The 23,056-nt window shown below is 46.1% G+C and carries 20 protein-coding genes; 11 read left to right on the forward strand and 9 right to left on the reverse strand.

Annotation, left to right across the window (positions count from 1 at the left end; all coding sequences use genetic code 11):
- Positions 1-169: 169 nt before the first annotated feature.
- Positions 170-1,420 (reverse strand): MFS transporter, encoded by a 1,251-nt coding sequence (locus QUA04_RS08910; RefSeq protein WP_333255814.1) that lies wholly within the window; start codon positions 1,418-1,420, stop codon positions 170-172.
- Positions 1,421-1,742: 322 nt separating this feature from the next.
- On the opposite strand from QUA04_RS08910, the gene QUA04_RS08915 reads away from it, so the two are divergent.
- Positions 1,743-2,249, forward strand: a complete 507-nt coding sequence (locus QUA04_RS08915) for a hypothetical protein (protein WP_333255817.1) — start codon at positions 1,743-1,745, stop codon at positions 2,247-2,249.
- A gap of 443 nt (positions 2,250-2,692) precedes the next feature.
- On the opposite strand, the gene QUA04_RS08920 is transcribed toward QUA04_RS08915, so the two are convergent.
- From QUA04_RS08920 to upp, 3 genes are all read right to left on the reverse strand, one after another.
- The gene (locus QUA04_RS08920) at positions 2,693-2,986 is read right to left on the reverse strand and encodes a TMEM165/GDT1 family protein (RefSeq protein WP_006635027.1); all 294 of its coding nucleotides are present in this window, start codon (positions 2,984-2,986) and stop codon (positions 2,693-2,695) included.
- A gap of 60 nt (positions 2,987-3,046) precedes the next feature.
- Positions 3,047-3,514, reverse strand: a complete 468-nt coding sequence (locus QUA04_RS08925; protein WP_333255819.1) for a TMEM165/GDT1 family protein — start codon at positions 3,512-3,514, stop codon at positions 3,047-3,049.
- A 225-nt stretch (positions 3,515-3,739) separates the two neighbouring features.
- Positions 3,740-4,390 carry a uracil phosphoribosyltransferase gene (upp, locus tag QUA04_RS08930; RefSeq protein WP_333255821.1) on the reverse strand — a complete coding sequence of 217 codons (651 nt, stop codon included), beginning with the start codon at positions 4,388-4,390 and terminating at the stop codon, positions 3,740-3,742.
- A gap of 448 nt (positions 4,391-4,838) precedes the next feature.
- Here upp and crtH point away from each other — a divergent pair, with 448 nt between their 5' ends.
- Complete coding sequence (gene crtH / locus QUA04_RS08935) at positions 4,839-6,383, forward strand: carotenoid isomerase (protein ID WP_333255823.1); 1,545 nt, start codon at positions 4,839-4,841, stop codon at positions 6,381-6,383.
- Between the two features lie 152 nt (positions 6,384-6,535).
- Here crtH and QUA04_RS08940 read toward each other — a convergent pair whose 3' ends face one another.
- On the reverse strand, positions 6,536-6,976 hold the full coding sequence (locus QUA04_RS08940; RefSeq protein ID WP_333255825.1) for a pentapeptide repeat-containing protein: 441 nt from the start codon (positions 6,974-6,976) through the stop codon (positions 6,536-6,538).
- Positions 6,977-7,505: 529 nt separating this feature from the next.
- On the opposite strand from QUA04_RS08940, the gene QUA04_RS08945 reads away from it, so the two are divergent.
- Positions 7,506-10,871, forward strand: a complete 3,366-nt coding sequence (locus QUA04_RS08945) for an EAL domain-containing protein (RefSeq protein WP_333255827.1) — start codon at positions 7,506-7,508, stop codon at positions 10,869-10,871.
- 121 nt (positions 10,872-10,992) lie between these two features.
- Here QUA04_RS08945 and sipA read toward each other — a convergent pair whose 3' ends face one another.
- Positions 10,993-11,232 carry a regulatory protein SipA gene (gene sipA, locus QUA04_RS08950; RefSeq protein ID WP_333239142.1) on the reverse strand — a complete coding sequence of 80 codons (240 nt, stop codon included), beginning with the start codon at positions 11,230-11,232 and terminating at the stop codon, positions 10,993-10,995.
- A gap of 529 nt (positions 11,233-11,761) precedes the next feature.
- Between sipA and rbfA the strand changes: the two genes are divergently transcribed.
- The 3 genes from rbfA (at position 11,762) to QUA04_RS08965 (ending at position 14,500) form a co-directional block, all read left to right on the forward strand.
- Positions 11,762-12,199, forward strand: a complete 438-nt coding sequence (rbfA, locus tag QUA04_RS08955; RefSeq protein ID WP_333255829.1) for a 30S ribosome-binding factor RbfA — start codon at positions 11,762-11,764, stop codon at positions 12,197-12,199.
- A gap of 61 nt (positions 12,200-12,260) precedes the next feature.
- Complete coding sequence (locus QUA04_RS08960) at positions 12,261-13,901, forward strand: glycoside hydrolase family 3 N-terminal domain-containing protein (RefSeq protein WP_333255832.1); 1,641 nt, start codon at positions 12,261-12,263, stop codon at positions 13,899-13,901.
- Positions 13,902-14,266: 365 nt separating this feature from the next.
- Entirely contained in the window at positions 14,267-14,500 is a 234-nt protein-coding gene (locus QUA04_RS08965) for a DUF4327 family protein (RefSeq protein ID WP_333255834.1), read from the forward strand.
- A 63-nt stretch (positions 14,501-14,563) separates the two neighbouring features.
- On the opposite strand, the gene QUA04_RS08970 is transcribed toward QUA04_RS08965, so the two are convergent.
- From QUA04_RS08970 to QUA04_RS08980, 3 genes are all read right to left on the reverse strand, one after another.
- Positions 14,564-14,968 (reverse strand): hypothetical protein, encoded by a 405-nt coding sequence (locus QUA04_RS08970; RefSeq protein WP_333255836.1) that lies wholly within the window; start codon positions 14,966-14,968, stop codon positions 14,564-14,566.
- Positions 14,969-15,331: 363 nt separating this feature from the next.
- Positions 15,332-16,465, reverse strand: coding sequence for an ABC transporter ATP-binding protein (locus QUA04_RS08975; protein ID WP_333255838.1), 1,134 nt, complete (start codon positions 16,463-16,465; stop codon positions 15,332-15,334).
- 50 nt (positions 16,466-16,515) lie between these two features.
- Positions 16,516-17,085 (reverse strand): HD domain-containing protein, encoded by a 570-nt coding sequence (locus tag QUA04_RS08980; protein WP_333255840.1) that lies wholly within the window; start codon positions 17,083-17,085, stop codon positions 16,516-16,518.
- 145 nt (positions 17,086-17,230) lie between these two features.
- On the opposite strand from QUA04_RS08980, the gene QUA04_RS08985 reads away from it, so the two are divergent.
- The 5 genes from QUA04_RS08985 (at position 17,231) to QUA04_RS09005 (ending at position 23,019) form a co-directional block, all read left to right on the forward strand.
- Positions 17,231-17,854: a Uma2 family endonuclease gene (locus tag QUA04_RS08985; RefSeq protein ID WP_333255842.1), complete on the forward strand. Its 624-nt coding sequence runs from the start codon at positions 17,231-17,233 to the stop codon at positions 17,852-17,854.
- Positions 17,855-18,332: 478 nt separating this feature from the next.
- The gene (locus QUA04_RS08990; RefSeq protein ID WP_333255844.1) at positions 18,333-18,488 is read left to right on the forward strand and encodes a hypothetical protein; all 156 of its coding nucleotides are present in this window, start codon (positions 18,333-18,335) and stop codon (positions 18,486-18,488) included.
- A gap of 69 nt (positions 18,489-18,557) precedes the next feature.
- Positions 18,558-21,368: an ATP-binding protein gene (locus QUA04_RS08995; protein WP_333255846.1), complete on the forward strand. Its 2,811-nt coding sequence runs from the start codon at positions 18,558-18,560 to the stop codon at positions 21,366-21,368.
- A complete protein-coding gene (locus QUA04_RS09000) occupies positions 21,361-22,692 on the forward strand; it encodes a response regulator (RefSeq protein ID WP_333255847.1) in 1,332 nt (443 codons plus the stop codon). Before QUA04_RS08995 ends, QUA04_RS09000 begins: the two co-directional genes overlap by 8 nt.
- Before the next feature lie 93 nt (positions 22,693-22,785).
- A complete protein-coding gene (locus QUA04_RS09005; RefSeq protein ID WP_333255849.1) occupies positions 22,786-23,019 on the forward strand; it encodes a hypothetical protein in 234 nt (77 codons plus the stop codon).
- Positions 23,020-23,056: the final 37 nt, after the last annotated feature.

The following is a 23,056-nucleotide window of genomic DNA, read 5'->3' on the forward strand; positions in this document are numbered from 1 at the left end:
TATTTGGTATCGCCAACCACAAAGTTTTGAGTTAATATTTTTTATAGGTCTAATAAAAGAAGTAAAACAACCGCCTGCTATCAGAGCTTAAGACCGCTAAGCATTTTTTGCGAGTTAGTTATTTATCTATAGGGTGGATTAGATTATCACAAAAGTTGTATTTTAGCAATTATTTTTTCAACATTCGATCGAGCTTTTGCAAAATAACCACAGCCGCAATCACACTAAGAGCCAAACCCAACCAAAAATTCTCCGCCGCCCATTTACCTCTATCCAAAGCCAAACCGCCCAGCGGCGGCCCGATTAAATAGCCGATCGCCCAACACTGAGAATTAACCGCCAAATACACGCCCCGCAAAGACTCTGGGGCTAAATCCACCACCAAAGCCGAAGCAAAAGGCGTATAAGCAACAGTCGCAACCGACAAAAAGCTCAAGCCTAAAACAGCTAAAAATAGATGGCCAGTTGCAGCCATTCCCGTCAAGCCGATCGCGATAAATCCCATTCCCCACAGCAGCGCCGAAATCATCAAAGCTTTCGAGTGAGAAAACCGCCTCAAAGCTTTAACAACCGGCAGTTGCAAAGCCACAGTTAAAAACGTGCTAAAAGCAAACAAAACGGTAATTGTACCAGTAGAAAAACCTGTTCCCGTCCCCACCGCGACAAACTTGCTAAAGTACAGCGGCATTGTGGTTTGGATTTGGGAAATATATAATGTGAACAGAGTATTTACTAAAGCATAAACTAGAAGACTGCGATCGCTCAGCGCCACCATCCAGCCATTTTTTAGACTTTTTTTGCCTATATCGGCTGAATTAGCTGGTTTGTAGGTTTCAGCGATCGCGATCGCCACCACCGCAAACAGCACTAAAAACGAGATACCATCAATAATAAAGAGCGAGCGATAATTCCCCGTTAACTCAATCAACAAACCGCCCAAAATAATCCCAACTTGCAAACCCAAATTATCAGCAAGCCGCGTCAAAGCAAAAGCCTCCTGTCGTTGTTCACCCTCCGTTAAATCCGCCACCATCGTCTCGGTTGGAGGCCAATACAAACCCACACCAAAACCCATCAGTAAATTGCCCGCAATTAAGCCAACGAAATCATTAGTCGCCGCCAGTACAAAAGAAGCCACAGCACAAATAACTGCCGCCAGCAATAAAGTTCGCCGCCTTCCCCAAAATTTAGAATCGCAAAAAGAACCGCCCAAAATTCGACCAAATATGCCCGAAACTGAACCACTACCCAAACCAATCCCAACAGCAGTAGCAGATAAACCCACGCGATCAACAAAAAATATCGGCGCGTAAAATAAAGTAAAACCGGTGCCGCTTTGGGAGAGGAATCTGCCGGCGGCCAGAATCCAGACTTGAGGGGGGAGACGGGGCAACCAAGATGATAATTGAAATTTAGGCATATACAGTTAAATTAGGAGTTATTTCTGGACGCAAAAACCTGGTTTTTTATGAAAGAAATACGTTAAGGCTTTTAATCCCGGTCAAAAACAGATATCTTTGGTCGCAGTGCATAAGTCCTGTGAGTAATTATTAATTTATTCCGTACTTTTTCCGAATTAGTATTAGTTAACGGCAGTGATGACAAACATAAGTGAGCTTAACAATTCTTCAGGGTATGTTACACAAAAGTTACCATTAATTTAAAAATACTTAACAGAATTTTAGAAAAAAGTTAGTTAAACTCTAGAAAAGGCAGAAGAAAATTTTAGAGGGTCTAATTATATGACAGCTATTACAACATCAAGAGTGGAATCAATCAAACCGCGCTGGCAAGCAATTGTCATGGTGTCTCTAATTTTCTGGCTCAGCGGTAGCCTGATTTTGGATCTAGTAATTATGCCCAGTCTCTACGTATCTGGCATGACGACATCTCCGGAATTTGCAACGGCGGGGAATTTAATGTTCTGGGGATTCAACCGCGTTGAGTTAATCTGTTCGGGCCTGGTGGCAACGGGTTTGATGGTTTTGAGCAATTTAGTCGGTGATTTCGGCAAGCGCAGCCGCACAGCAATCTTATTATCATTGGTACTTCTGGCGATCGCCCTGATTGACACCTACGCCCTGACACCCCAAATGAGCGCCTTGGGAATGCACCTAAATCTGTTCGATTCCGCAGCAGAAGTGCCCGCCGGCATGAATCTACTGCACGAAGGCTATTTTGGATTGGAAGCCCTGAAGTTGGCTGTCGCCGGTACGCTGCTCGGCTGGTGCTACCAAAACCAAGTTTAATCGACACAATACTCAGAGGTCGAGTTGAGAAAAAAAACTCAACCAGCAGCGGGGGGCGTGAATTCACGCCCCCCGCTAATTTTTTAAATTTTAGCGATCGAAAACGACGCTTGAATTGCAGCCATTCTGTATTCCTCGGCGTTAATCTGTGTTTATCTGCCCTCATCTGCGGTAAAAAAAAGAGAATATGTTAACCGCAGATGACAAGGGATTGACGCTAATTCACGCAGAGGTCGAGAAGAGAGATAGGAATAATTCCGATGCTAACAGATTTGATATAACTATACTGTCCAGTTTCCTGACCCGCCCAAAAACAGATACTTGTGAACGACTCCTGTTGTGGAAAGATAAAAATTTTAGACTCTTGGTCAACTTCCTACATTCATCTGTGGAGTAAATCTAAAATCTAAAATCTAAAATCTAAAATCGACCGACAGCAAGCCCTACTCGGATGCTTCGGGTAAATCTGCTTTCGGCCACAGCAGCCGCAAGCCCATCACCGCAAATCCGATCGCCGCGAGCCCCTTTACCAGTCGTTCCGGCAACACCTCAGCCGTGCTGAAGCCGATCGCCACCCCGATTAAACTCGCCAGCAGAAGCGCCGACGCGGTGCCGAAAAATACAGCCCGCGGCGAGTTACAACTACTGCCCAAGGCGATCACAGCTAATTGACTTTTGTCTCCCAATTCTGACAAAAACACTGTAATAAAACTAATTCCCAAAAGTTGCCAGTCCATGTTTTTTTAGTTCTTAGTTAGCTATTGTAGAAATCTAGGACTTACCGACAAGGCAGACAATTAACCCAGCACTTCCCACAGCAGAACCGCCGAAATCGCCAGTAAAATCAATCCGGCTGCTCTCTCCAAAGTTCTCGGAGCAATCCGACTAGCCAGCCACCTTCCCAGCAACACCCCCAGCAAACTGGTTGCTATCAAAGCCGAACCCGCACCCGCAAAAACGATCCAAGGATTTCGAGATTCAGCCGTCATCAGCAAAATTGCGAGCTGAGTTTTGTCTCCAATTTCAGCCAAAAAAATAGTTGCAAAAGTCGAGGCAAAAATTGCCCACTGCTGCGACTTCAGTTTCTTTTCTTCCTGACAAATATCGGGATTTCCACTCCCTGATAGTTCAGCGGGCTCCGGGGTTAAAGGAGCATAACTTTCAGAAGCCTCTTTTATTTGTAGTTGTACCTGTTGTGGCAAATCGTAATTGGGGTTTACTGAGTCAGAAGCAGACAAGCTTGGCGGAACAGAATCAAGTTTCACGGGCAATGAGTGCTAAAAGCTATTTATTTTTGACTTGTACTTTTGATTCTAACTCTCTCTGTGCCTGCTTTTACCAAACCAGGGTCATCTTTTTCCCCCGAGCTTTCAGCAACTGATTCCTGGAACAACTTTCCGTACCCCAATATCGATAGAAGCCCCCAGATTTATCTGTCGAGTCAATCTAAAATCTAAAATCTAAAATCTAAAATTGACTGACTGACTTGTTCATGTGCCGTAAGTTCGATCGCCCGCATCTCCCAAACCAGGTACAATAAAGCCCTGTTCGTTCACCATTTCGTCGATCGTTGCCGTGTAAATCATCAAACTCGGGTACTCTGCACTCAGCCTCTTCAAAGCCGGAGGAGCAGCCACCACAGAGATAATCCGAATCAAGCTCGGGTCAATTCCCCGCTTCGTCAATTCCTGCATTGTCGCTATAATCGTGCCGCCCGTAGCCAGCATCGGCTCGCTAATTATCACCCGCGTTTCCGGGTTAAACTGCGCCGGCAATTTGTTCAAATAACAAGTCGGTTCCAACGTCTCCTCATTTCTTGCCATACCAAGGTGGTAAACCGACGCCAGCGGCACAACCGTCTGAATTCCTTCGAGTAGTGCCAAACCCGCCCGCAAAATCGGTACCACAACTAACGGAGCTTCCGGGTTGATAAAAGTCGCCGGACATTGTGCCAAAGGCGTCTGCACTGTGGTTTCCACTATGGGCAGCCATTCTCGAATCGCCTCGTAAGCCAGCCACCTTCCCAATTCTGTCATCGCAGAACGAAAAAGTACCGATGGCGTGGCGGCGTCGCGAGCAACAGCCAGCCAGTGTTTAATTAATGGATGTGGAGGAACGTAAACGCGCAGTTGCAGGGACATTAGAAAATTGGGGAGAGTAGGAGGTTTGAGGGATTTTATGCGGTGCGGTCGATCGTCCTTGAGGGCTTAGCCAACGAGCGATCGATCGCTCTGTGCAACTTATCACATCCTTGAGGGCGCATACAAGCCAGAGATTGAGTTAGAACCCATTCGCCGATCGACCTCCATTAGCTTATTGAAATATTTTTCTAATAGTATTGACATTAATTAGCAACAAGGCTATAGTGATTTTTAGTGTTCTCCTCTCAAAGGATTGGCAGACGGGGGCAGTCGGCAATGGTAGACTGTTCCCGCATTTTTTTTGGGAAGGAAGAAGGAAGAAGGAAGAAGGAGAGGGAAGAAGGAAAAAGGCAGAAGGCTACATATACAAAGGGAAAATGGCAGACGCCACAGTTCAGGGAGGGCGATCAACTGTAATATTATGGAAATTATTAAGATTTTTAATCCAATGTCAGCTCCTACCCAATCCCAGTTATTTTCTCCCAACTCCCGCTCTACACAGCAAGAGTTTGATGTGATTGTCATCGGTTCCGGCATTGGTGGACTCGTGACAGCCACCCAGCTAGCCGCTAAGAAAGCCAAAGTTTTAGTGCTCGAAAGCTATACAATTCCGGGGGGTAGCGCTGGATATTTCGATCGAGAAGGCTATAGATTCGATGTCGGCGCCTCCATGATTTTTGGCTTTGGACAGCGTGGTACCACCAACCTCCTCACCCGCGCCCTGAAAGCAGTCAACGTCACCTTAGAAACCATTCCCGACCCCGTACAGCTTCACTATCACTTACCCAGCGGGTTGGAACTTGAAGTTCCCCAAGCTTATGAGAAATACTTGCAAGAATTAACTGACAGGTTCCCTCACGAACGCGAAGGAATCCACAAATTTTACGGCGAATGCTGGAACGTCTTTAACTGCCTTAACGGAATGGAATTGCTCTCCCTAGAAGAACCCGGATATCTCGTCCGAGTCTTTTTTCAGAATCCTTTAGCTTGTTTGGGATTAGTAAAATATCTGCCTCAAAATACTGGCGATATTGCGCGGCGCTACATAAAAGACCCTACTTTGCTGAAATTTATCGACATGGAATGCTACTACTGGTCTGTAGTACCTGCAGACTTGACGCCGATGATTAACGCCGGAATGGTATTTTCCGACAGACATTACGGTGGCATCAATTATCCCAAAGGCGGAGTCGGTCAAATTGCCCAAAAATTAGTAGAAGGATTAGAAAAATGCGGCGGGCAAATTCAATACAAAGCTAAGGCGAAAAAAATTATTACAGAAAACGGCCGTGCTGTCGGAGTCGAGCTAGCAACCGGCGAAGTTTACCGGGCAAAGCGGATAGTTTCTAACGCCACGCGCTGGGATACTTTTGAGAAATTGCTGCCTGCAGAAGAGATGCCCGCTAGCGAAAAGAAATGGCAGCAGCGCTATCAAAAAGCTCCCAGTTTCTTGAGTTTGCATTTGGGAGTGGAAGCAGCCGTAATCCCTGCGGGTAGCGCCTGCCACCACATTTTGTTAGAAGATTGGGACAAAATGGAAGCGCCGGAGGGAACTGTTTTGGTGTCAATTCCGACCGTGCTCGACCCGGATTTAGCTCCCGCAGGATATCATATCGTTCACGCTTTTACTTCAAGTTGGATGGAACAGTGGGAAGGACTTTCACCGCAGGAATACGAGGAGAAAAAGGAAGAGGCGGCAGGGAGAATTATTGAAAGATTAGAAAAGATTTTTCCCGGTTTAGATGGTGGTTTGGATTATATGGAAGTTGGGACTGCGCGTTCTCACCGCCGCTTTTTGGGGCGCGAAGACGGAACTTACGGGCCGATTCCGCGACAGAAGCTAATGGGTTTGCTGGGAATGCCGTTTAATCGAACTTCTATGCCTGGTTTGTATTGTGTGGGTGACAGTACGTTTCCCGGACAGGGTTTAAATGCGGTGGCGTTTTCTGGGTTTGCTTGCGCGCACCGAATAGCGGTTGATTTGGGTTTTTAGTGGTAATGGTAGGGTGCGTCAGATTGTTCGCTTGAAATACGACATAAAATGTGAGGCTCCGGGGCAGCCTACAAAAAGACTAAAAACCCGGTTTCTGGAGAGAAACCGGGTTTTTAACCTCAAAATTGGTGTTTTCCATTCTTTTAACGAGTTTACTGGTCGTAGCTGCCGCCGACGCCGATTTGGGTATTGTAGATTTTTGCATCAGTGATGGTCATATCTTCCATTGATGCGCCGGATACGTCAGCGGTGTTAATGATGGCTGCGGTCAGATTTGCCCGATCGAGGTCTGCGTCATTTAAACTGGCATTAGTCAGGAAAACTGCGGTTAAGTTAGCACCGGTCAAGTTAGCATTCGTCAAGTCAGCACCTTCGAGGTTGGCATGAGATAGGTTGGCTCCTCGTAAATTTGCTTCTCTCAAGTCAGCACCAATTAAATGAGTTCCCGTTAAATCTGCTCCTGACAAGTCGCACTGAAAACATTGCCCCGTTGACAATAACTGTTTGACGTGAACGGGATTTTCAGCGCGAGCCGGGCCTGCCAACACTAGGGGAGTAATTAAAAAAGTAGCGGCTAATAGATTGCGTTTCATAATCCCTTTTCCTCACAGACTCTGTATTCAAGTTCTTGTCTTGATATCTACAATCGTACCATGGTTGTTTTCGCAAGTTGCGATCTAATTCACACATTGGCTGTGATATCGATTGCCCTCAACAACGCATAGATGGTCTCGACCAGCTCGCAAAACTTAATTTCGCAAAACTTAACACTGCCGAACTTAATACAGTGCCTTTTTGTAGTAACCTTTTCTAGGTTAGCTAGTATAGGCAACAGATGTGTCTTTCTGAAGATGGAGATGATTCGCAATACGAGGGATGATTTTAGAGATGATCCTATCGCAAAAAGTTCACATAAAATACTTTGTTTTTAATAAAAGTGTCACGAGACTGAAAAATTAATTTAAAATAAAGATAAGCTTATAACTTTATAGGTAGAGGAAAACCAGTCACTGGCTTGATCCCCAGTCCAAGCTTGGCTGCATTTTTAACAATAAATTTTAATTAGGTCTCAGCAGCGCCGTAAAAATCCACCTAGTGCTTGGAAAGCAGCACTTTTTTGGAATGTCGCAGAGTCCACGCGATCGCAAAACTCAATTAAATATGCTCAAAAACGATTCATCCAAGTATCTGCCAACCTTAGCTCAAGTAATTGACCGCTACCCCTTGACAGTTGCGCCCGATACCCCACTAGCAGAAGTAATTACCCTGATGGGCCAACGGCGCGGAACTTGCTCTCTAAACGCAGAGATTGCACCAACCGATATCTATCAGCCACTAACAGAAATCGAAAATCCCCCCACCTCAAGCGCATTTAGAGACGCGACAGGTATCTGCGTCTTTGTCGTGGAAAAATCCCTAGAAAAATTATCCTCGCACTCGGCTCCACATTCTCAATTGCAAGGAATCTTCACCGAGAGGGATCTTGTCGATTTGATTGCCTCGGGCAAAAACTTAAAAGGTGTTACCATCGCAGAAGTAATGAGGCAGCCTGCAGCAACTCTGACAAAATCCGAGACTCAAAACATTTTCAGCGCCCTAATTCTGCTGGGGCAACGAAGAATTAAGCATTTGCCAATATTGGATAGTGAAGGTCTACTCTTAGGAGTAATTACGCCCGAAAGCATTCGCCAAGCCATGCTCAAACCGGCAAATATCTTAAAAATGCGCCGCGTAAAAGAAGTAATGACCGCACAAGTCATTCAAGCACCTCGATCGGCGTCAGTTAGAAGTTTAGCCGAGTTGATGGCCCAGCACCGCGTTAGCTGCGTAGTAATTACAGAATCAACAGAATTATCGATGGATTTACCGTTCCCCATTCCAGTAGGTATAGTCACAGAACGGGATATTGTCGAATTTCAAGCTTTAGATATAGATTTGTCGCAAACGATCGCCCAAACAGTGATGAGTACCCCCTTATTTAGCCTCAAGCAAGAAGACTCGCTTTGGGTAGCTCATCAGGAAATGCACGAGCGTTTAGTCCGCAGGTTGGTAGTAACGGGGGAACGCGGAGAGCTCCTGGGAATAGTTACTCAAACCAACATACTGCGCGTACTTGACCCGATGGAAATGTCCGGGGCGATAGATGTTCTGCACGATTCAGTGGCAGAAAGGACTAGGGAATTGGAAAAAGCGATCACATCCCTGAGCTTGACTAACGCCAGACTAGAAAGGGAAATTGCTACCCGCGTTAGGGCCGAGGCCAGGCTCCACCTTTTAGAATCTGCTGTAGTGAACGCTAACGACGCAATCGTAATTATGGATGCTGGAGACAGCGATATCTCCGACCCCACCATCATCTATGCCAACGAAGCTTTTACCCAAATGACGGGCTACCTACCCGAAGAAATCATCGGACAAACCCCCAGTTGCTTGCGCGGCCCAGAAAGCGACCCCACCCAAGTCGCTAAAATTCGCCGTACTTTCTCTCGCCGAGAACCCCTACGCCTAGAATTGATTAACTACCGCAAAGACGGTTCAACTTATTGGGTGGAACTCAATAGCGTACCCATTGCCGACACCTCCGGGAACGTTACCCACTGGGTGTCGGTGCAGCGAGATATTACTGATCGCAAGCGCATGGAACAAGCATTTTTTAAAGAAAAAGAACTCGCTCAGGTTACTCTACAATCGATCGGCGATGCCGTAATCGCTACTGACGCCGACGGCTGCATTTCCACCCTTAATCCAGTTGCCGAAACACTCACGGGTTGGTCTACCTCGGAAGCTAAAGGTTTGCCCCTCGCCAGCGTGCTGAGAATAGTTGACGAAACTACCAGACGGCCGATCGAAAATATCGCCGAAATCGCTTTGTGCGAAGGTCGGATTGTTGACCAAGGACACAACAGCTTGCTGATTGCCCGCAACAACACCGAATTTGCGATCGACCACTGCGTCGCCCCCATCCACGCTAGCAGCGGCGAAATTGTCGGGGCCGTCGTTGTGTTCCGAGATGTCACGCAAGTGCGAACTCAAGCGCGGCAGCTCACCTGGCAGGCAACTCATGACCCCCTGACGCAATTAGTCAACCGCCGGGAATTTGAGTACCAGCTAGAGCACGCCCTACACGGCGCTCAAGGTTACGGGCAAGAACACGTGATGCTTTACCTGGATCTCGATCGCTTCAAAATAGTTAACGACACCTCCGGTCACGCTGCAGGCGACGAACTGCTGCGCCAAGTCAGCCAGCTATTTAAAAGCAAAATCCGCAACACCGATATTTTGGCGCGTCTCGGCGGCGATGAATTTGCCGTACTCCTGTATAATCGTCCCGTCGAACGAGGATTGAATGTTGCTGAAACGCTGCTGCGAAGCATTCAGGGATTCCGCTTTGCTTGGCAGGACAAAACTTTTTCAATCGGCGTCAGTATCGGTTTGGTAGCAATCAATCCCAAAACAGCATCGACATCTGCGATTTTGAGCGCGGTCGATATGGCCTGCTACGCTGCTAAAAATAAAGGTCGCAACCGGGTACAGGTTTATCAAGCCGGCGATCAAGAATTAATCAAACAGCACGGCGAAACCGAGTGGGTGGTGCAAATTCATCAAGCTTTAGAAGAGAATCGCTTTTGCTTGTACTCTCAGCCGATCGTACCTTTGCTCCACTCTCCAACCACCGGAACCCACTGCGAAATCCTCCTGCGCCTCCAACTTGAAACTGGTGAGTTGGTGTCGCCGATGGCGTTTATTCCGGCTGCAGAACGCTACAACTTGATGCACGCGATCGACCGCTGGGTAATTCGTACTTTATTTAGCAATTTATCTAAATTTTTCACTGCAAATTTATTAGTCCAAAACCCCGAGGTAGACAGCGATAAAATAGTTACATTCCCAGCTTGCTCTCTTTTGTCTGATCTGCCATCCTCATTTGGCAAATATTCCAACATTTATTCAATCAACCTTTCTGGGGACAGCCTCAACGAAGAAAAGTTTATAGAGTTTATTCAGGAACAGTTTTCTATCCATCAAATACCGCCGCAAATAATTTGTTTTGAAATTACCGAAACCGTGGCGATCGGTAATCTCAGCAAGGCAGCCAGCTTGATTTGGCAACTCAAGGAACTAGGCTGCCAGTTTGCCTTGGACGACTTCGGCAGCGGGATGTCTTCCTTTGCTTACCTCAAAAGCTTGCCGGTTGATTATCTCAAAATAGACGGCAATTTTATTAAGAATATTGTCGAGAATCCTATTGATATCGCAATGGTGGAAGCTATTACCAAAATCGCTCACGTCATGGGAATTAAAACTATTGCCGAGTATGTTGAAAATCAAACAATTATGGATAAACTCAATGAACTTGGGGTAGATTACGCTCAAGGTTATCATTTGGGCAAGCCTCAACCTTGTAATTTCACATCTCCGATTTTAGAGGAAGTTTTGGGGGAGTTTCCTGTTAATTCTTTGGCTTTTGAGGCTAAGCTGGCTTGTTGAAGAAAGAAGTTCGGCAACGAGCAAGCAATGGGACTTAACGGATTTAAGGGAGGGATGTTGAGGGAACAAGGAAAAGGGAGATGTTAACTTGTGATCTCAATTCCCCATTCCCCCTTTTCCATTACCCATTACCTTCTACAAGTGTTTCCGCTGCTTCAATGTACTGACTGTCTAACAGAAAAGCACCTTTTTCAAAGCGAATGCCCCAATAATTGCCGGGACGCCGATCGATCACAACGCCTTCAGCGCCAATCGCAATTAAATTCGCCGGCCGCAGCATCGGCATCGGTTCGGCAGTTTTAACGTAAGGTGGCATCGCCACAACTCGGACTTTTTGACCGATTGTAAATTCTTTTTCCATAATTTTCATTTCCTAAAAAAACACGGCGATAAAGGAATTTTAACAAGGAATATTTCTGTTTGATTGATTGATTAGGGATAATAAAATGGAGAACTATGAAGCGTAATTAAGGTAATTACTGGCCAAATTATTGATATTGTAAGCCTCCATCTTTCTTATATTCAAGTTCATGATATTTTCCGCCTAACCCTAAGTCATGAAGACATCGTTGGTAGTTTTTGGCTCCCATATCGAAAGGGTTAGTCCTGTTCAATCTTGCCCATTCAGCTATCTTTAGCTGGTTAGTTACCCCTGAAGCATCGGCTACGGTTTTGACCATCCAATCAAACATTTTTTTACTCTAAGCTGTCTCTCACTCTACCTCTCTATATTAGCTATATATTCACCTATAGGCAATCAAACATTTTTTTACTCTAAGCTGTATCTCACCCCTAACTCGGACGATCGCCCGTAAAACCCCTGACCGATCGCGCTACAATTATGGATCGGGATAAAAACGGCTGATTAGGAAAGTAGAGGAGTAGGTGCTATGGCTACAAGTCGTCGCATTGAGCGTGTAGCTTCAATGGTTAAACGGGAAGTCAGCCTGATGTTGCTGAATGGAATCAAGGACGATCGGGTAGGTGCCGGTATGGTTAGCGTTACCGATGTAATTGTTTCGGGAGACCTTCAGCATACAAAAATTTTTGTCAGCATCTACGGTACTGATGAGGCAAAGGCTGAGACTATGGAGGGTTTGAAATCTGCAACTAGCTACGTCCGCAGCCAGTTGGGCCAACGATTGCAACTGCGCCGGACGCCGGAAGTAGTATTTCTCGAAGACCATTCTTTGGAACGGGGCGATAAAATGCTGATACTGCTGAATCAGCTTTCTGCCGAACGCAAACCGGGTATGTTTGATGACGAAGAATTAGCGGATGGCAATGAAAATGATGATGATGATGATTTAGAAGCAGACGAGGATTAGTGTCTGAAGGTAGTCAATAGTTAACAGTCAACAGTCAACAGTCAACAATTAGCAATTACACATGATTGACAATCTTTCCTTACCAGAACTGGTGGCCCAGATGTTCGTGGTGCGCGCTTCTGGCTGCTTGTTCGACCACCAAATTCGCTATCCCGAATGGGAACCAACTGCTAGCAAACTCCGCTATTATCTGGAAAAGTTAGGCGTCGGCGGGGTGATTTTGGTCGGGGGAAGTGCTGCGGAGTTGGCAGTTCGATCGCACCAATTGCAGTCTTGGGCCAAGTTTCCGCTACTGCTGGCGGCTGATATTGAGGAAGGTGTCGGCCAGCGGTTCGCGGGGGCGACTTGGTTCGGGCCGCCGATGGCGATTGCTGAAGTGGCGCGACACGATGCAGGTAAGGGCGATCGATATGCTGAACAAATGGGCGCTGTCACTGCGATCGAAGCTAGGGCGATCGGTCTAAATTGGATTCTCGCACCAGTGGTTGATGTTAACAACAATCCCGACAATCCCGTGATTAACGTCCGCGCTTTTGGCGAGACACCGGAAATTGTCGCAAAATTAGCCGCTGCTTTTATTCGGGGCGCAGGCGAACACCCGGTTTTGACTACAGCTAAGCATTTTCCCGGTCACGGGGACACGGCGGTTGATTCTCACTTGGAATTGCCGGTTTTGCCGCATTCGCCAGCGAGATTGGCTGAGGTTGAGTTGCCTCCTTTTGTTGAGGCGATGGCTGCTGGGGTCGATGCTGTGATGAGTGCTCACTTACTGATTCCGGCTTGGGATGCGGAGTTTCCTGCTACTCTTTCTCGAAAAATTTTGATTGGGAAGCTGCGAGAAGAGTTGGGATTTGAAGGTTTGATTGTGACGGATGCTTTGGTGATGGGTGCGATCGCCAATAAGTACGGCGCTAATGAAGCTGCTGTTTTAGCTGCTGAGGCTGGTGCTGATGTTTTGCTGATGCCACTTGACCCGGAAGGGGCGATTCTCGCTGTCTGCGAAGCTGTCACTCAAGGGCGGATTTCCTTATTACAAATCAAGGAATCTGTCAAGCGAATTTGGAAAGCGAAAATAAAGGTGGGTTTGTCGATTTCTGACCCCCCCCAACCCCCCCTTGCTCACGGGGGGAGTAAGAATTTACAATCCATGGAGTCGATCGACTTAAGTTTGCTGGCAAATCCACAGGCAAGGTCAACTGCTGCCGATATTTTGCGAGATTCTTTGAAATTTGGAGGTTCTCTGCCTTTAGCGAAAAAGCCCCCAGAAAACCAGCTTTTGCGGAATTTGATTATTGTAGATGATGTTTTGGGATGCGAGTTTTTGGGCAACCACACTCCGGCGATCGCCCTTCCCGAACAGTTTGGTTACGAATTGCAACTGATTGACGATCGCACAGGTGCGATCGCTGATAATACAGGTGCAGAGCATTTTTCTCCGACACTGCTGCAAATTTTCATTCGTGGCAATTGCTTCCGAGGCAGTGCTGGTTTGACCCAAGCAGCTCAAGATTGGTTTAAGAAATTATTAAAAACCGGAGAACTGCAAGCTGTGTTAATTTACGGCAGTCCCTACGTTTTAGAGCAATTTTTGCCACACTTGCCTCCCAGTATTCCTTATGTATTTTGTTTTGGGCAGATGCCGGCAGCGCAATCTCTTGTTCTAGAAGTGCTATTCGGCATTGACGGAACTGGTAATAGTTGAGTTGCCCGACTTCTGAATCTTTCCTTTGCTGCTTGCTGCGTTAGGAGTTAAATTCATCAACCCGGTTTCGGGCGAGAAATTCTGCCTTTGGTGGCGAAGTATCCGGAAACTGGGAATTGGATGCGGGTTCCTAAGTTCTGAATTGAGCTTTCCAGCAGATCCGCTTGGTAGTTGGGAAAATGTGCTGCTTCTCAACATCCTAAGACAGATCCCATCACTTACTGATGATTCGTATAAATTATTTTTATTTACGGCAGTGAATTGTATAGCTGTATACGGACAAAATTTAACTTCCATATTCGTAAGTTTGGACTATATTATTACCAGGGCCATAAATTTTTTTAGTAAAACATTGAGGGCGCATTATGATTCACTCCACTATTCCCCAAATCCAATACTCTTTAGATGTGATCCAAGATGAAGCGCGTCACCTCGTGCATGAGGGCGTACTCAGCCGCCAACAGCCCATCTATACCCTGTGCCAATTCATTCCGCCTCGGGAATGGGCTTGTGTAGAGTGCGAATTAGAAAAATGCGACTTCTTGCTGCGCGATCGCATCGCCGACCTGATCGGTTCTGAAAAATGGGAAAATGACTAAAGTTTGGTTCTCTTAAATTAAGTTGGCAAGTAAACTCCGGCTGTGTTAAAGACTCTTGATTCTTTAATACTGGGAATTTTCGGCGCGCAAATTTTCCAACTCGGCCCTCAGCGCTGCCATGTGTGCAGTTAATTCTTGAATCTCTAGCTTTACGTTAGGCTGTACAACCGAATCGGGAGGAGCATCAGTCGCTGCATCTGATTGCTTGGGCGAGACAGATTCGCTGTCTGCATTCTCCCGATCGCCCGGTTGAGAGAAAATAGTATCTACAAAATTCCGGGCTTCTCGCTCAGTCATTTCTCCTTTTTCCAGCAGCTCATCAGCTAGCTGGCCCAAATCAGACTTCAGTTTGTCAAGATTTTCTTCTCGCTTCAGAGGATCTTGCAATGTCTCAATTAAAAAGGAAGTTGCACCTAAAGTTAGGTGAAATCCTGTTTGCAGCATTTGAGGCAGGTTGTCGGGATTCATCTAAAAATGCCGCTAGAACGTTTTTCTGAGTTTTTGCTTCGCTAGTTGCTCCCAAGTCGGGGCGTAAAGTCGCTTTTTAGCGCGAAGATGCTTGTCTTGTGGGTAGCGAGGGCCCCAAGTCAGCAGGAAATATCAGCTTTTGGGGGACGTTTTGCCGTTGTGCCAATACTAATCGTATCATTACTTCGGAAATTAATAAATGTCAAGTGTAAACTTTTGTAACTGCGAATCGAGACTTTCCCACTGCAAGGCTCAGTCTATTTTAGATTTTAGATTTTAGATTTTAGATTGAACAGGACTTAGGCACTGCAACTAAAAAAACCCGGTGGCTGATTACCCGTGCGTAAGTCCTGTTCAATCCAGTTAAGGATACAGCGCCTCGCCGGTGGAAGGGTCAAATATAAATAGTCGATCGAAGTCAAGCTGTACCGTCAGCCGATCGCCCGATCGCAAGCGAACACTCGCAGGTATTTGTAACTGTACAGTAGTTTCAGCACTCAACAAAGGCAAACTCGCCCGAATTAAAGTTTCTCGCCCCAGAGGTTCCACTACTTTTACCTCTACATCAAGAGGGACTTTTTCTAATGCCCAAACATCGGTTTTCAAATCATCATCTTCCGCTGTTTGTGGCGTAAAGATTTCTATATTTTCTGGACGGATGCCCAAATCAAATCCTTGTCCTTCTCTCGCCTGCAATTTTTTCTGAATAGAGGGCGGACAGACTAAAGCTTGATTTCCTACTTGAAAGGATTCGTTAGTATAAATTGCAGGTAAAATGTTCATGGCGGGATTGCCTAAAAATGTGGCAACCATGCGGTTAGCGGGTTTGGCATAAATGCTTTGCGGCTCTCCAATTTGTTGAATTTTTCCCCCATTTAAGACTACAATCTTATCAGCTAAAGTCATCGCTTCCACTTGGTCGTGGGTGACGTAAATTGTGGTAATTCCCAGCCGTTGATGCAGTTGTTTGAGTTCGGCTCTAGTGTCATCTCGCAGTTGAGCATCGAGGTTAGAAAGCGGTTCATCTAAAAGAAATACTTTCGGTTCGCGGGCGATCGCCCTTCCGAGTGCGACCCGCTGCTGCTGTCCGCCTGATAGCTGTTTGGGCTTACGCTTGAGGAGGTGGTCGATCGAGAGCGATCGGGCGACTGTCTCAACTCGTTCTTGAATTTTAGTCGGGTCAACATTCCGCATCCGCAATCCAAAAGCCAAGTTTTCTGCGACAGTCATGTGCGGATAAAGCGCGTAATTTTGAAACACCATTGCAACGTCCCGCTGTCTCGCCGGAATGTTGTTAACTAAATTATCTCCGATGTAAAGATTTCCAGAAGTTGCAGTTTCTAAACCTGCAATTGTCCGCATAATTGTAGATTTTCCGCAGCCGGATGGCCCGACTAATACCCAAAATTCCCCGTCCGGGATTTTGAAGCTGATGTTTTCGATCGCGGTGACGTTTTGGTAGCGTCGGGTAATATTTTCTAAGCGAAGATTTGCCATTTTTTGACTGTAATTGGTAATTGATAATTAGTGCTTTTTACCTTCAGTCTTCAGCGTTCAGAAAACTGTTCCAGTTCTAAAACTGTGCGGTCTAATTCTTCAACTATAGGCGTTAACTCAGCTTGGCGGAATGCTTCTACTAAAGAACGATAATACCAGAGAGAACCGTCTTTGCCACCTTTGAAGCGTTCCCAAACAGTATCTCCTAATTGACGGAGATCTTTCAGGATCGATCGAACATTATAAAGTTTATCAGCAGCCGAGACTAATCTCACTGAGCCCGAAGCTGTAGAAATGCGATCGATATAAGCTTGTTTTCGCTGTCGCCAAGGGGGTTTCGGCGTCGCGTCACTGTCGGTACAGCCGTCTACAATCGCTGTGACGGTATCGCCAAAGCGGCGGCGGATGGCTTCGCGGGTGGTGGCGCCACCTTGATCTTCGATCGCATCGTGAAGCAAAGCTGCGATCGCCTCATCTTCCGAAGCCCCATATTCTAAAGCTATACTAGCAGTACCCAACAAATGGGCAATGTAGGGAACGCCCGAACCTTTGCGAAGTTGGGTAGCGTGTAATTCGGCGGCATAGGTGAGGGCTTCAGAAAAACGGTTTGAGAGAATCATGAAAGTCACCTTTCTTAATTGCTATGATATATAAATTGTCGGGCTAAGTTGACCAGACAAAATCTACTAAGTTTAATAACATCATAAAGATGCGATCGAGAGCGATCGCTTGTACAATTATAATCGTTAAACCGAGGTTACGAGCATGACAGCTACTATAATTATACCAAAAAATGCCGACCAAAACTCCGACCCAGAATCTCATACAAAATTAGAAAATATCCCTGAAAATCACCCACAATCTAAGCCAGAAAAAGTCATATCTCTTGAAGATTTTTTAGTCAACCCTCCTGATAGAATGGAATGGGTTGACGGCAACTTAGTGGAGAAAACAGGAATGACATTCAAGCACGGTCTCGCTCAATCTAAATTATCTACCTCCTGGAGAAATTACAAAAATTCCAGCGGACAGGGAGGAGAAGTTCTTACAGAAGTCCTTTGCCGCACTAGCAAACAGGGTCGCCGTCCCGATGTTGCTTACATTACTCCTGAACTGCTGCCACAATCAGGCAATTTTACAGCATTTTCCCAAAGTTTTCCTTTGATAGCGGAAGTTGCTTCCCCCGAAGATAGTGGCGAAGAGTTATTTGCCAAAGCTCAGGAATATTTGGAATCTGGATGTTTAGAAGTTTGGTTGCTGTTTCCTGAAGCTAGATTAATATTTGTCAATGGGGGGCAAAGCTGGCGGTTGTTTAATGCCGATGAAGTTGTTAACAGTCAAAGTGTGCTTGCAGGTTTTAGCGTAGCCGTAAGTGAATTGTTGGCTTGAGGAATTTGTTAAAATAATTTATTAAAACCATAAAAAGAGAAACTCCAGGTGAGAAACTTTAGCTTAAGATTGGGTTGAATGAGAATGTGGGAACGATCAAATCGAGTTTAAGATCGACCTACAGGTAACTTTTAAGTATTGATACAGTTAACATCTGATTAGGGGACTGCGGCGTAGACTGAAAAGGACTGACCCTAAAGGGTCAGCAGATTCATCCCACGACTAGAAGCGATGGGCTTTATCTGCGATTTTCTGTAAGCGGTAGTCTTCGATTGGAATGGGGTTGAGAGATTTTTGGTGGAGTGCGATCGCCTTTAAATTGGAGCCAGAACGATCGCCTCATCTACTAAAAAAAACAGTATGCTAACAGATCAAAGCTGATAACCGCCTCCGGGCCACTTCACCAACCAACGGCACATCAACCAACTCAGCCATTGTCGCTCTCCGTGAAAAAGAGAAAGCAACTCGCAACTTGCTAATGCGACTCGTCGTTGGAGTTACGACATTAATTGTCAGCGTCGGTGTCTATTTCAGCTATCAGGTAGTCCGAAATTTGACGCTAGAGAACTTGAACCGCCATGCTTTTTTAGAAGTCCAACAGGGAGCCGATATTTTGCCTCTTTATTGCCGATAAAGTCTGGTGCATCTAAGCCAGGTTTGGGAACTCTAAGGCCTGTAGCCTATATTTACTGTTTTGAACGCTATGCTATCGAAGTCCACAATTGCTGTTGCTAAAGGCTTTAGTAAGGTTCCCCTGCGAACCGGTCTGGTTGTTCCATTCATCCTGCAAATCTTCGCGGCCGTAGGATTAACAGGGTATCTGTCGCTGCGAAATGGACAAAAAGCAGTGAATGAACTAGCGACTAACTTGCAAACGGAGGTGAGTAACCGTGTGGATCAGCACCTCGACAGCTATGCCGCTGCAACCCGCTATTTGACCCAAATCAACGGCGAGCAAATTGACCTGGGATTGTTGAACTTACAGGATGCCGATCGCCTAGCTCAATTCTTTGCCAAGCAGGTAAAAACCTATAACGTTGGCTATATCCTCTACGGCTCTAAAACGGGCGACTTTATCGCATCGGGATATTACCGCGAGTCAACCATTCCCAATCACGGCAATCCTGACATTAGCCTGGTGCTACCGAAGCGGTACGGCAATCCTGATTTGTACAACTACATTACGAATGACCAAAGCAAGCCCACTAAAATGTTTGAAATCACCAAAGCGTATCAGTTCCAGAAGGAAGGTTGGTACGCCAAAGGTGTCGAAACCGGCAAGCCCGGGTGGAGCGCGATCTATCAATGGGAGACTAATAACTACCCGTTGTCGATCGCCACGAGTCGCCCCATCTATAACAAGAATGGTCAGTTGATCGGCAGCGTGGGAGTGGAGCAGCGCCTTTCGCAAATTAGTGACTTTTTACGTAAAATTAAGGTTAGTCAATCCAGCAAGGTGTTCATTCTGGAGCGCAACGGATTTATCGTTGCCAGTTCTAGCGATGCGCCCGTGTTTTCAGTGACGAACGGCAAACCTCAACGACTGCGGGGCTTTGAGAGTAAGGACGCCCTAATTCAAGCCACCTCCAAGTATCTCCGCGATCGCTTCGGCGCTCTCAAAACCATTCAAACCGTCCAGCAGTTAGACTTTCAGCTCCAGGATCAGTGGCAGTTTGTTCAAGTAACTCCCTGGCACGACGAATGGGGATTGGACTGGCTCGTAGTCGTCGCCATGCCCGAATCAGATTTCATGGGACGAATTAATGCCAACACAGTCAACACGATTTGGCTGTGCTTAGGCGCATTAGCACTGGCAACAGTTTTGGGTATCTACACCTCGCGCTGGATTGCTCGACCCATTTTGCTGCTCAGTCACGCATCGGAAGCGATCGCCGAAGGAAAACTAGACCAAAACGTCGAAACCTCTGGCGTTAAAGAACTGGGTGTACTTGCTCAATCCTTTAACCGAATGGCGCAGCAGTTGCGCGATTCCTTCACCGCGCTAGAGCAAACTAACCAGCAGCTTGAACAGCGAGTTGAACAACGCACCGCCGAACTCAAGTATGCAAAGGAAGCAGCAGACAATGCCAACAAAGCAAAGAGTGATTTTCTTGCCAACATGAGCCACGAACTCCGCACGCCGCTCAACGGTATTTTGGGCTATGCTCAAATCCTCAACCGATCCAAAGCGTTGCCAGCGAAAGAACGTCATGGGGTAGAAATCATTCACCAGTGTGGTTCTCATTTGCTGACCCTGATTAACGATGTGTTGGACTTGTCCAAAATTGAAGCTGGTAAATTAGAACTCACACCTCAAGCGATTCACTTTCCCTCATTCCTCCAAGGTGTCGCTGAAATCTGTCGCATTCGTGCCGACCAAAAAGGCATTGATTTTGTTTACAATCCCGATCCGCAGTTGCCTGAAGGGATTTTTGTGGATGAAAAACGGCTGCGTCAAGTGTTACTCAACTTGGTGGGAAATGCGATTAAATTCACCGACAAAGGTTCTGTCACCCTCAAGGTTGCCGTAGTTGAGAATCCTCTCAATCCATCCACTCGCTCTTTCAAATTTCAAGTTGAAGATACGGGCGTAGGAATTGCGCCCCATCATTTGGATAAAATTTTTCATGCTTTTGAACAAGTGGGCGATCGCCAGCGCCAAGCCGAGGGCACGGGTTTAGGATTGGCGATCAGCCAAAGGATTGTCCAACTTATGAACGGACAAATCCAAGTTAAAAGCCAACCCGGAGTCGGCAGTGAATTCTTTTTTGAGGTGGAACTGGCGATCGCCGCAGATTGGGCCGAGCAAAACTCCATCACAACTGGAAAACAAATTATTGGTTACGAAGGACAACGACGCAGCATTCTGGTGGTAGACGATCGTTGGGAAAACCGAGCCGTTCTCGTCAACTTGTTAGAGCCGCTCGGATTCCAACTGACTGAGGCAGAAAATGGACAAGCAGGATTGGAAAAAATACGACAGTCTCAACCTGACTTATTGATTACAGACTTGGCGATGCCAGTTATGGATGGCTTTGAACTGCTCAAACAAATTCGCAGTGCAAAGGATTTGCAACCGCAGAAGATCATTGTCTCTTCCGCATCAGTATCACAAGCCTATCGACAGATGAGTTTAGATGCAGGGGCAAATGATTTCTTAGCAAAGCCAGTGGAAATCAGTGAATTATTTAACCTCTTAGCCACTCATTTAGAATTAAAATGGAAATATGAAATTACAGCCTCCAACGAGTCTGGTTCATCCATTCCAACGACTGCATTAGAAAATCGAGAAGGGAGTATTATTCCTTCCCCCGTTGAGTTAAAGACCTTACTAGAAATGGCACAAAAAGGCAACTTAAAACGGCTACGATCGCACACAGAGCAGATTGCTGGCTCTAACCCTGGCTACGCAGATTTTACCTCACAAATTATTCGACTGGCCAAGCAATTTAAAGCCGAAGAAATTGAAGAGTTGCTACAACAACACCTCACAGAGAAGAAAGCCGATGTCTAGTCCTGAATTAATTCTGGTGGTGGATGATACCCCTGCGAATTTAGAAGTGGTTTGTGAAACCTTAAGTGATGCGGGGTACGAAGTAGCAACCGCAATCAACGGCGATCGCGCTCTTAAGCGAGTCCAGGTTTATCCTCCCGATCTGATCTTGCTCGATGTTCAAATGCCAGGAATTGACGGCTTTGAAACCTGCAAACGTCTGAAGGCAGATCCGAAAACAGCCAGTATTCCCATCATTTTTATGACCGCTCTCTCCGATGCCGACAGTAAGGAGAAAGGATTTGTCCTGGGTGCTGTGGACTACATCACCAAACCCTTTCAAGAAAAGGAGATGCTAGCACGGGTGAAAACTCATTTGCAGCTACGGCAGTTAACTAAAAATCTCGAACAGCGTGTAGCTGAGCAAACGGCTGATTTAGAAGCCGCACTTACACAACTGCAACAGTCTCAGCTTCATTTAGTCCACACCGAAAAGATGTCTGCTTTGGGCAATTTAGTCGCGGGTGTCGCGCACGAAATTAATAACCCGCTTTGCTTTCTTGCTGGCAATCTGAAACCTGCTCAGGAGTATATTAAAGACCTCTTTCAACTAATTGAGTTATACCAAAAAGAACTCCCTTATCCAAGTGCCTCACTACAGGCAGTCGTGGAGGAAATAGATTTGGAATATTTACAAGAGGATTTACCCAAGCTGATCGATTCGATGCAAGAAGGAGTCGATCGCATTCACACAATCAGCACCAGTTTAAGAACCTTCTCCCGTTCGGATTGCGATCGCCCCATTCATTACAATATCCACGACGGCATTGACAGCACGATCTTGATACTCAAGCATCGCCTTAAAGCCAACGAATCTCGCCCGGAAATTCAAGTCATCACAGACTATGGGGATCTGCCACAGGTAGAATGCTTTGCCGGACAGTTGAATCAGGTATTTATGAATGTGCTGGCAAATGCGATCGATGCCCTTGAGGAATCAAATCAAGGACGCAGTTTTGCTCAGATCAAAGCCAACCCCAACCAGATTACTGTCAAGACGCAATTGTCGGAATCTCAGGCAGTGATCCGAATTCAGGATAATGGGATGGGTATTACGGATGCGGTGAAGCCAAAAATCTTTGAGCATCTGTTTACAACCAAAGGAGTGGGGCAAGGAACAGGGCTAGGATTGGCGATCGCTCGTCAAATCGTAGTCCAGAAACACTCTGGAACTCTAGAAGTCAACTCAACTTTAGGTCAAGGTACAGAATTTGTGATTTCAATTCCGGTGAAGGATCTCGCTGTAAAAGACATTCAGGCAACGATCTGCGTTGACGCAGCATAACAAATTGTTGCAGCAGCAGAAACATGATTAATCGCCTCTTCAAACCTTCCAAACTATTGATATAGTAGTACGCGGTGCAAAAAACGGTAAACCATGACAGCCACAAATCTCGTCAATAAATTTGAGTACAAACCCCTATACAAACCAAATCAATTAATTTGCGGAACGGGGCAAACAGCCATTGTCAGTGGCTGGACTGTAAAAAGTGCGATCGGCAAACATTTACAACCTCAAGAATATGCTGCGATCGCTCCTTCAAAAACAAAAAGGGGTACAGGACCTCTGACTTTAGAAATTTTTGGCAAAAGTGTCCCCACAGTCTGGTAATGTGTTCTAGCAGTTTTTTTTGACTTGTAGTCAACCA

The organism is Microcoleus sp. S13_C5, assembly GCF_036700845.1.
GTDB lineage: Bacteria > Cyanobacteriota > Cyanobacteriia > Cyanobacteriales > Microcoleaceae > Microcoleus.

What these genes read in the sequence shown, in the direction of transcription:
- QUA04_RS08965 (WP_333255834.1), top strand. Translation starts at nt 14,267, where the DNA reads ATGATTCACTCCACTATTCCCCAAATCCAATACTCTTTAGATGTGATC.
- QUA04_RS09000 (WP_333255847.1), top strand. Translation starts at nt 21,361, where the DNA reads ATGTCTAGTCCTGAATTAATTCTGGTGGTGGATGATACCCCTGCGAAT.
- QUA04_RS08915 (WP_333255817.1), top strand. Translation starts at nt 1,743, where the DNA reads ATGACAGCTATTACAACATCAAGAGTGGAATCAATCAAACCGCGCTGG.
- QUA04_RS08910 (WP_333255814.1), bottom strand. Translation starts at nt 1,420, where the DNA reads ATGCCTAAATTTCAATTATCATCTTGGTTGCCCCGTCTCCCCCCTCAA.
- sipA (WP_333239142.1), bottom strand. Translation starts at nt 11,232, where the DNA reads ATGGAAAAAGAATTTACAATCGGTCAAAAAGTCCGAGTTGTGGCGATG.
- QUA04_RS08985 (WP_333255842.1), top strand. Translation starts at nt 17,231, where the DNA reads ATGACAGCTACTATAATTATACCAAAAAATGCCGACCAAAACTCCGAC.
- QUA04_RS08995 (WP_333255846.1), top strand. Translation starts at nt 18,558, where the DNA reads ATGCTATCGAAGTCCACAATTGCTGTTGCTAAAGGCTTTAGTAAGGTT.
- QUA04_RS08975 (WP_333255838.1), bottom strand. Translation starts at nt 16,465, where the DNA reads ATGGCAAATCTTCGCTTAGAAAATATTACCCGACGCTACCAAAACGTC.
- crtH (WP_333255823.1), top strand. Translation starts at nt 4,839, where the DNA reads ATGTCAGCTCCTACCCAATCCCAGTTATTTTCTCCCAACTCCCGCTCT.
- QUA04_RS08945 (WP_333255827.1), top strand. Translation starts at nt 7,506, where the DNA reads ATGTCGCAGAGTCCACGCGATCGCAAAACTCAATTAAATATGCTCAAA.
- QUA04_RS08990 (WP_333255844.1), top strand. Translation starts at nt 18,333, where the DNA reads ATGCGACTCGTCGTTGGAGTTACGACATTAATTGTCAGCGTCGGTGTC.
- QUA04_RS08980 (WP_333255840.1), bottom strand. Translation starts at nt 17,085, where the DNA reads ATGATTCTCTCAAACCGTTTTTCTGAAGCCCTCACCTATGCCGCCGAA.
- QUA04_RS08970 (WP_333255836.1), bottom strand. Translation starts at nt 14,968, where the DNA reads ATGAATCCCGACAACCTGCCTCAAATGCTGCAAACAGGATTTCACCTA.
- upp (WP_333255821.1), bottom strand. Translation starts at nt 4,390, where the DNA reads ATGTCCCTGCAACTGCGCGTTTACGTTCCTCCACATCCATTAATTAAA.
- QUA04_RS08960 (WP_333255832.1), top strand. Translation starts at nt 12,261, where the DNA reads ATGATTGACAATCTTTCCTTACCAGAACTGGTGGCCCAGATGTTCGTG.
- QUA04_RS09005 (WP_333255849.1), top strand. Translation starts at nt 22,786, where the DNA reads ATGACAGCCACAAATCTCGTCAATAAATTTGAGTACAAACCCCTATAC.
- QUA04_RS08940 (WP_333255825.1), bottom strand. Translation starts at nt 6,976, where the DNA reads ATGAAACGCAATCTATTAGCCGCTACTTTTTTAATTACTCCCCTAGTG.
- rbfA (WP_333255829.1), top strand. Translation starts at nt 11,762, where the DNA reads ATGGCTACAAGTCGTCGCATTGAGCGTGTAGCTTCAATGGTTAAACGG.
- QUA04_RS08920 (WP_006635027.1), bottom strand. Translation starts at nt 2,986, where the DNA reads ATGGACTGGCAACTTTTGGGAATTAGTTTTATTACAGTGTTTTTGTCA.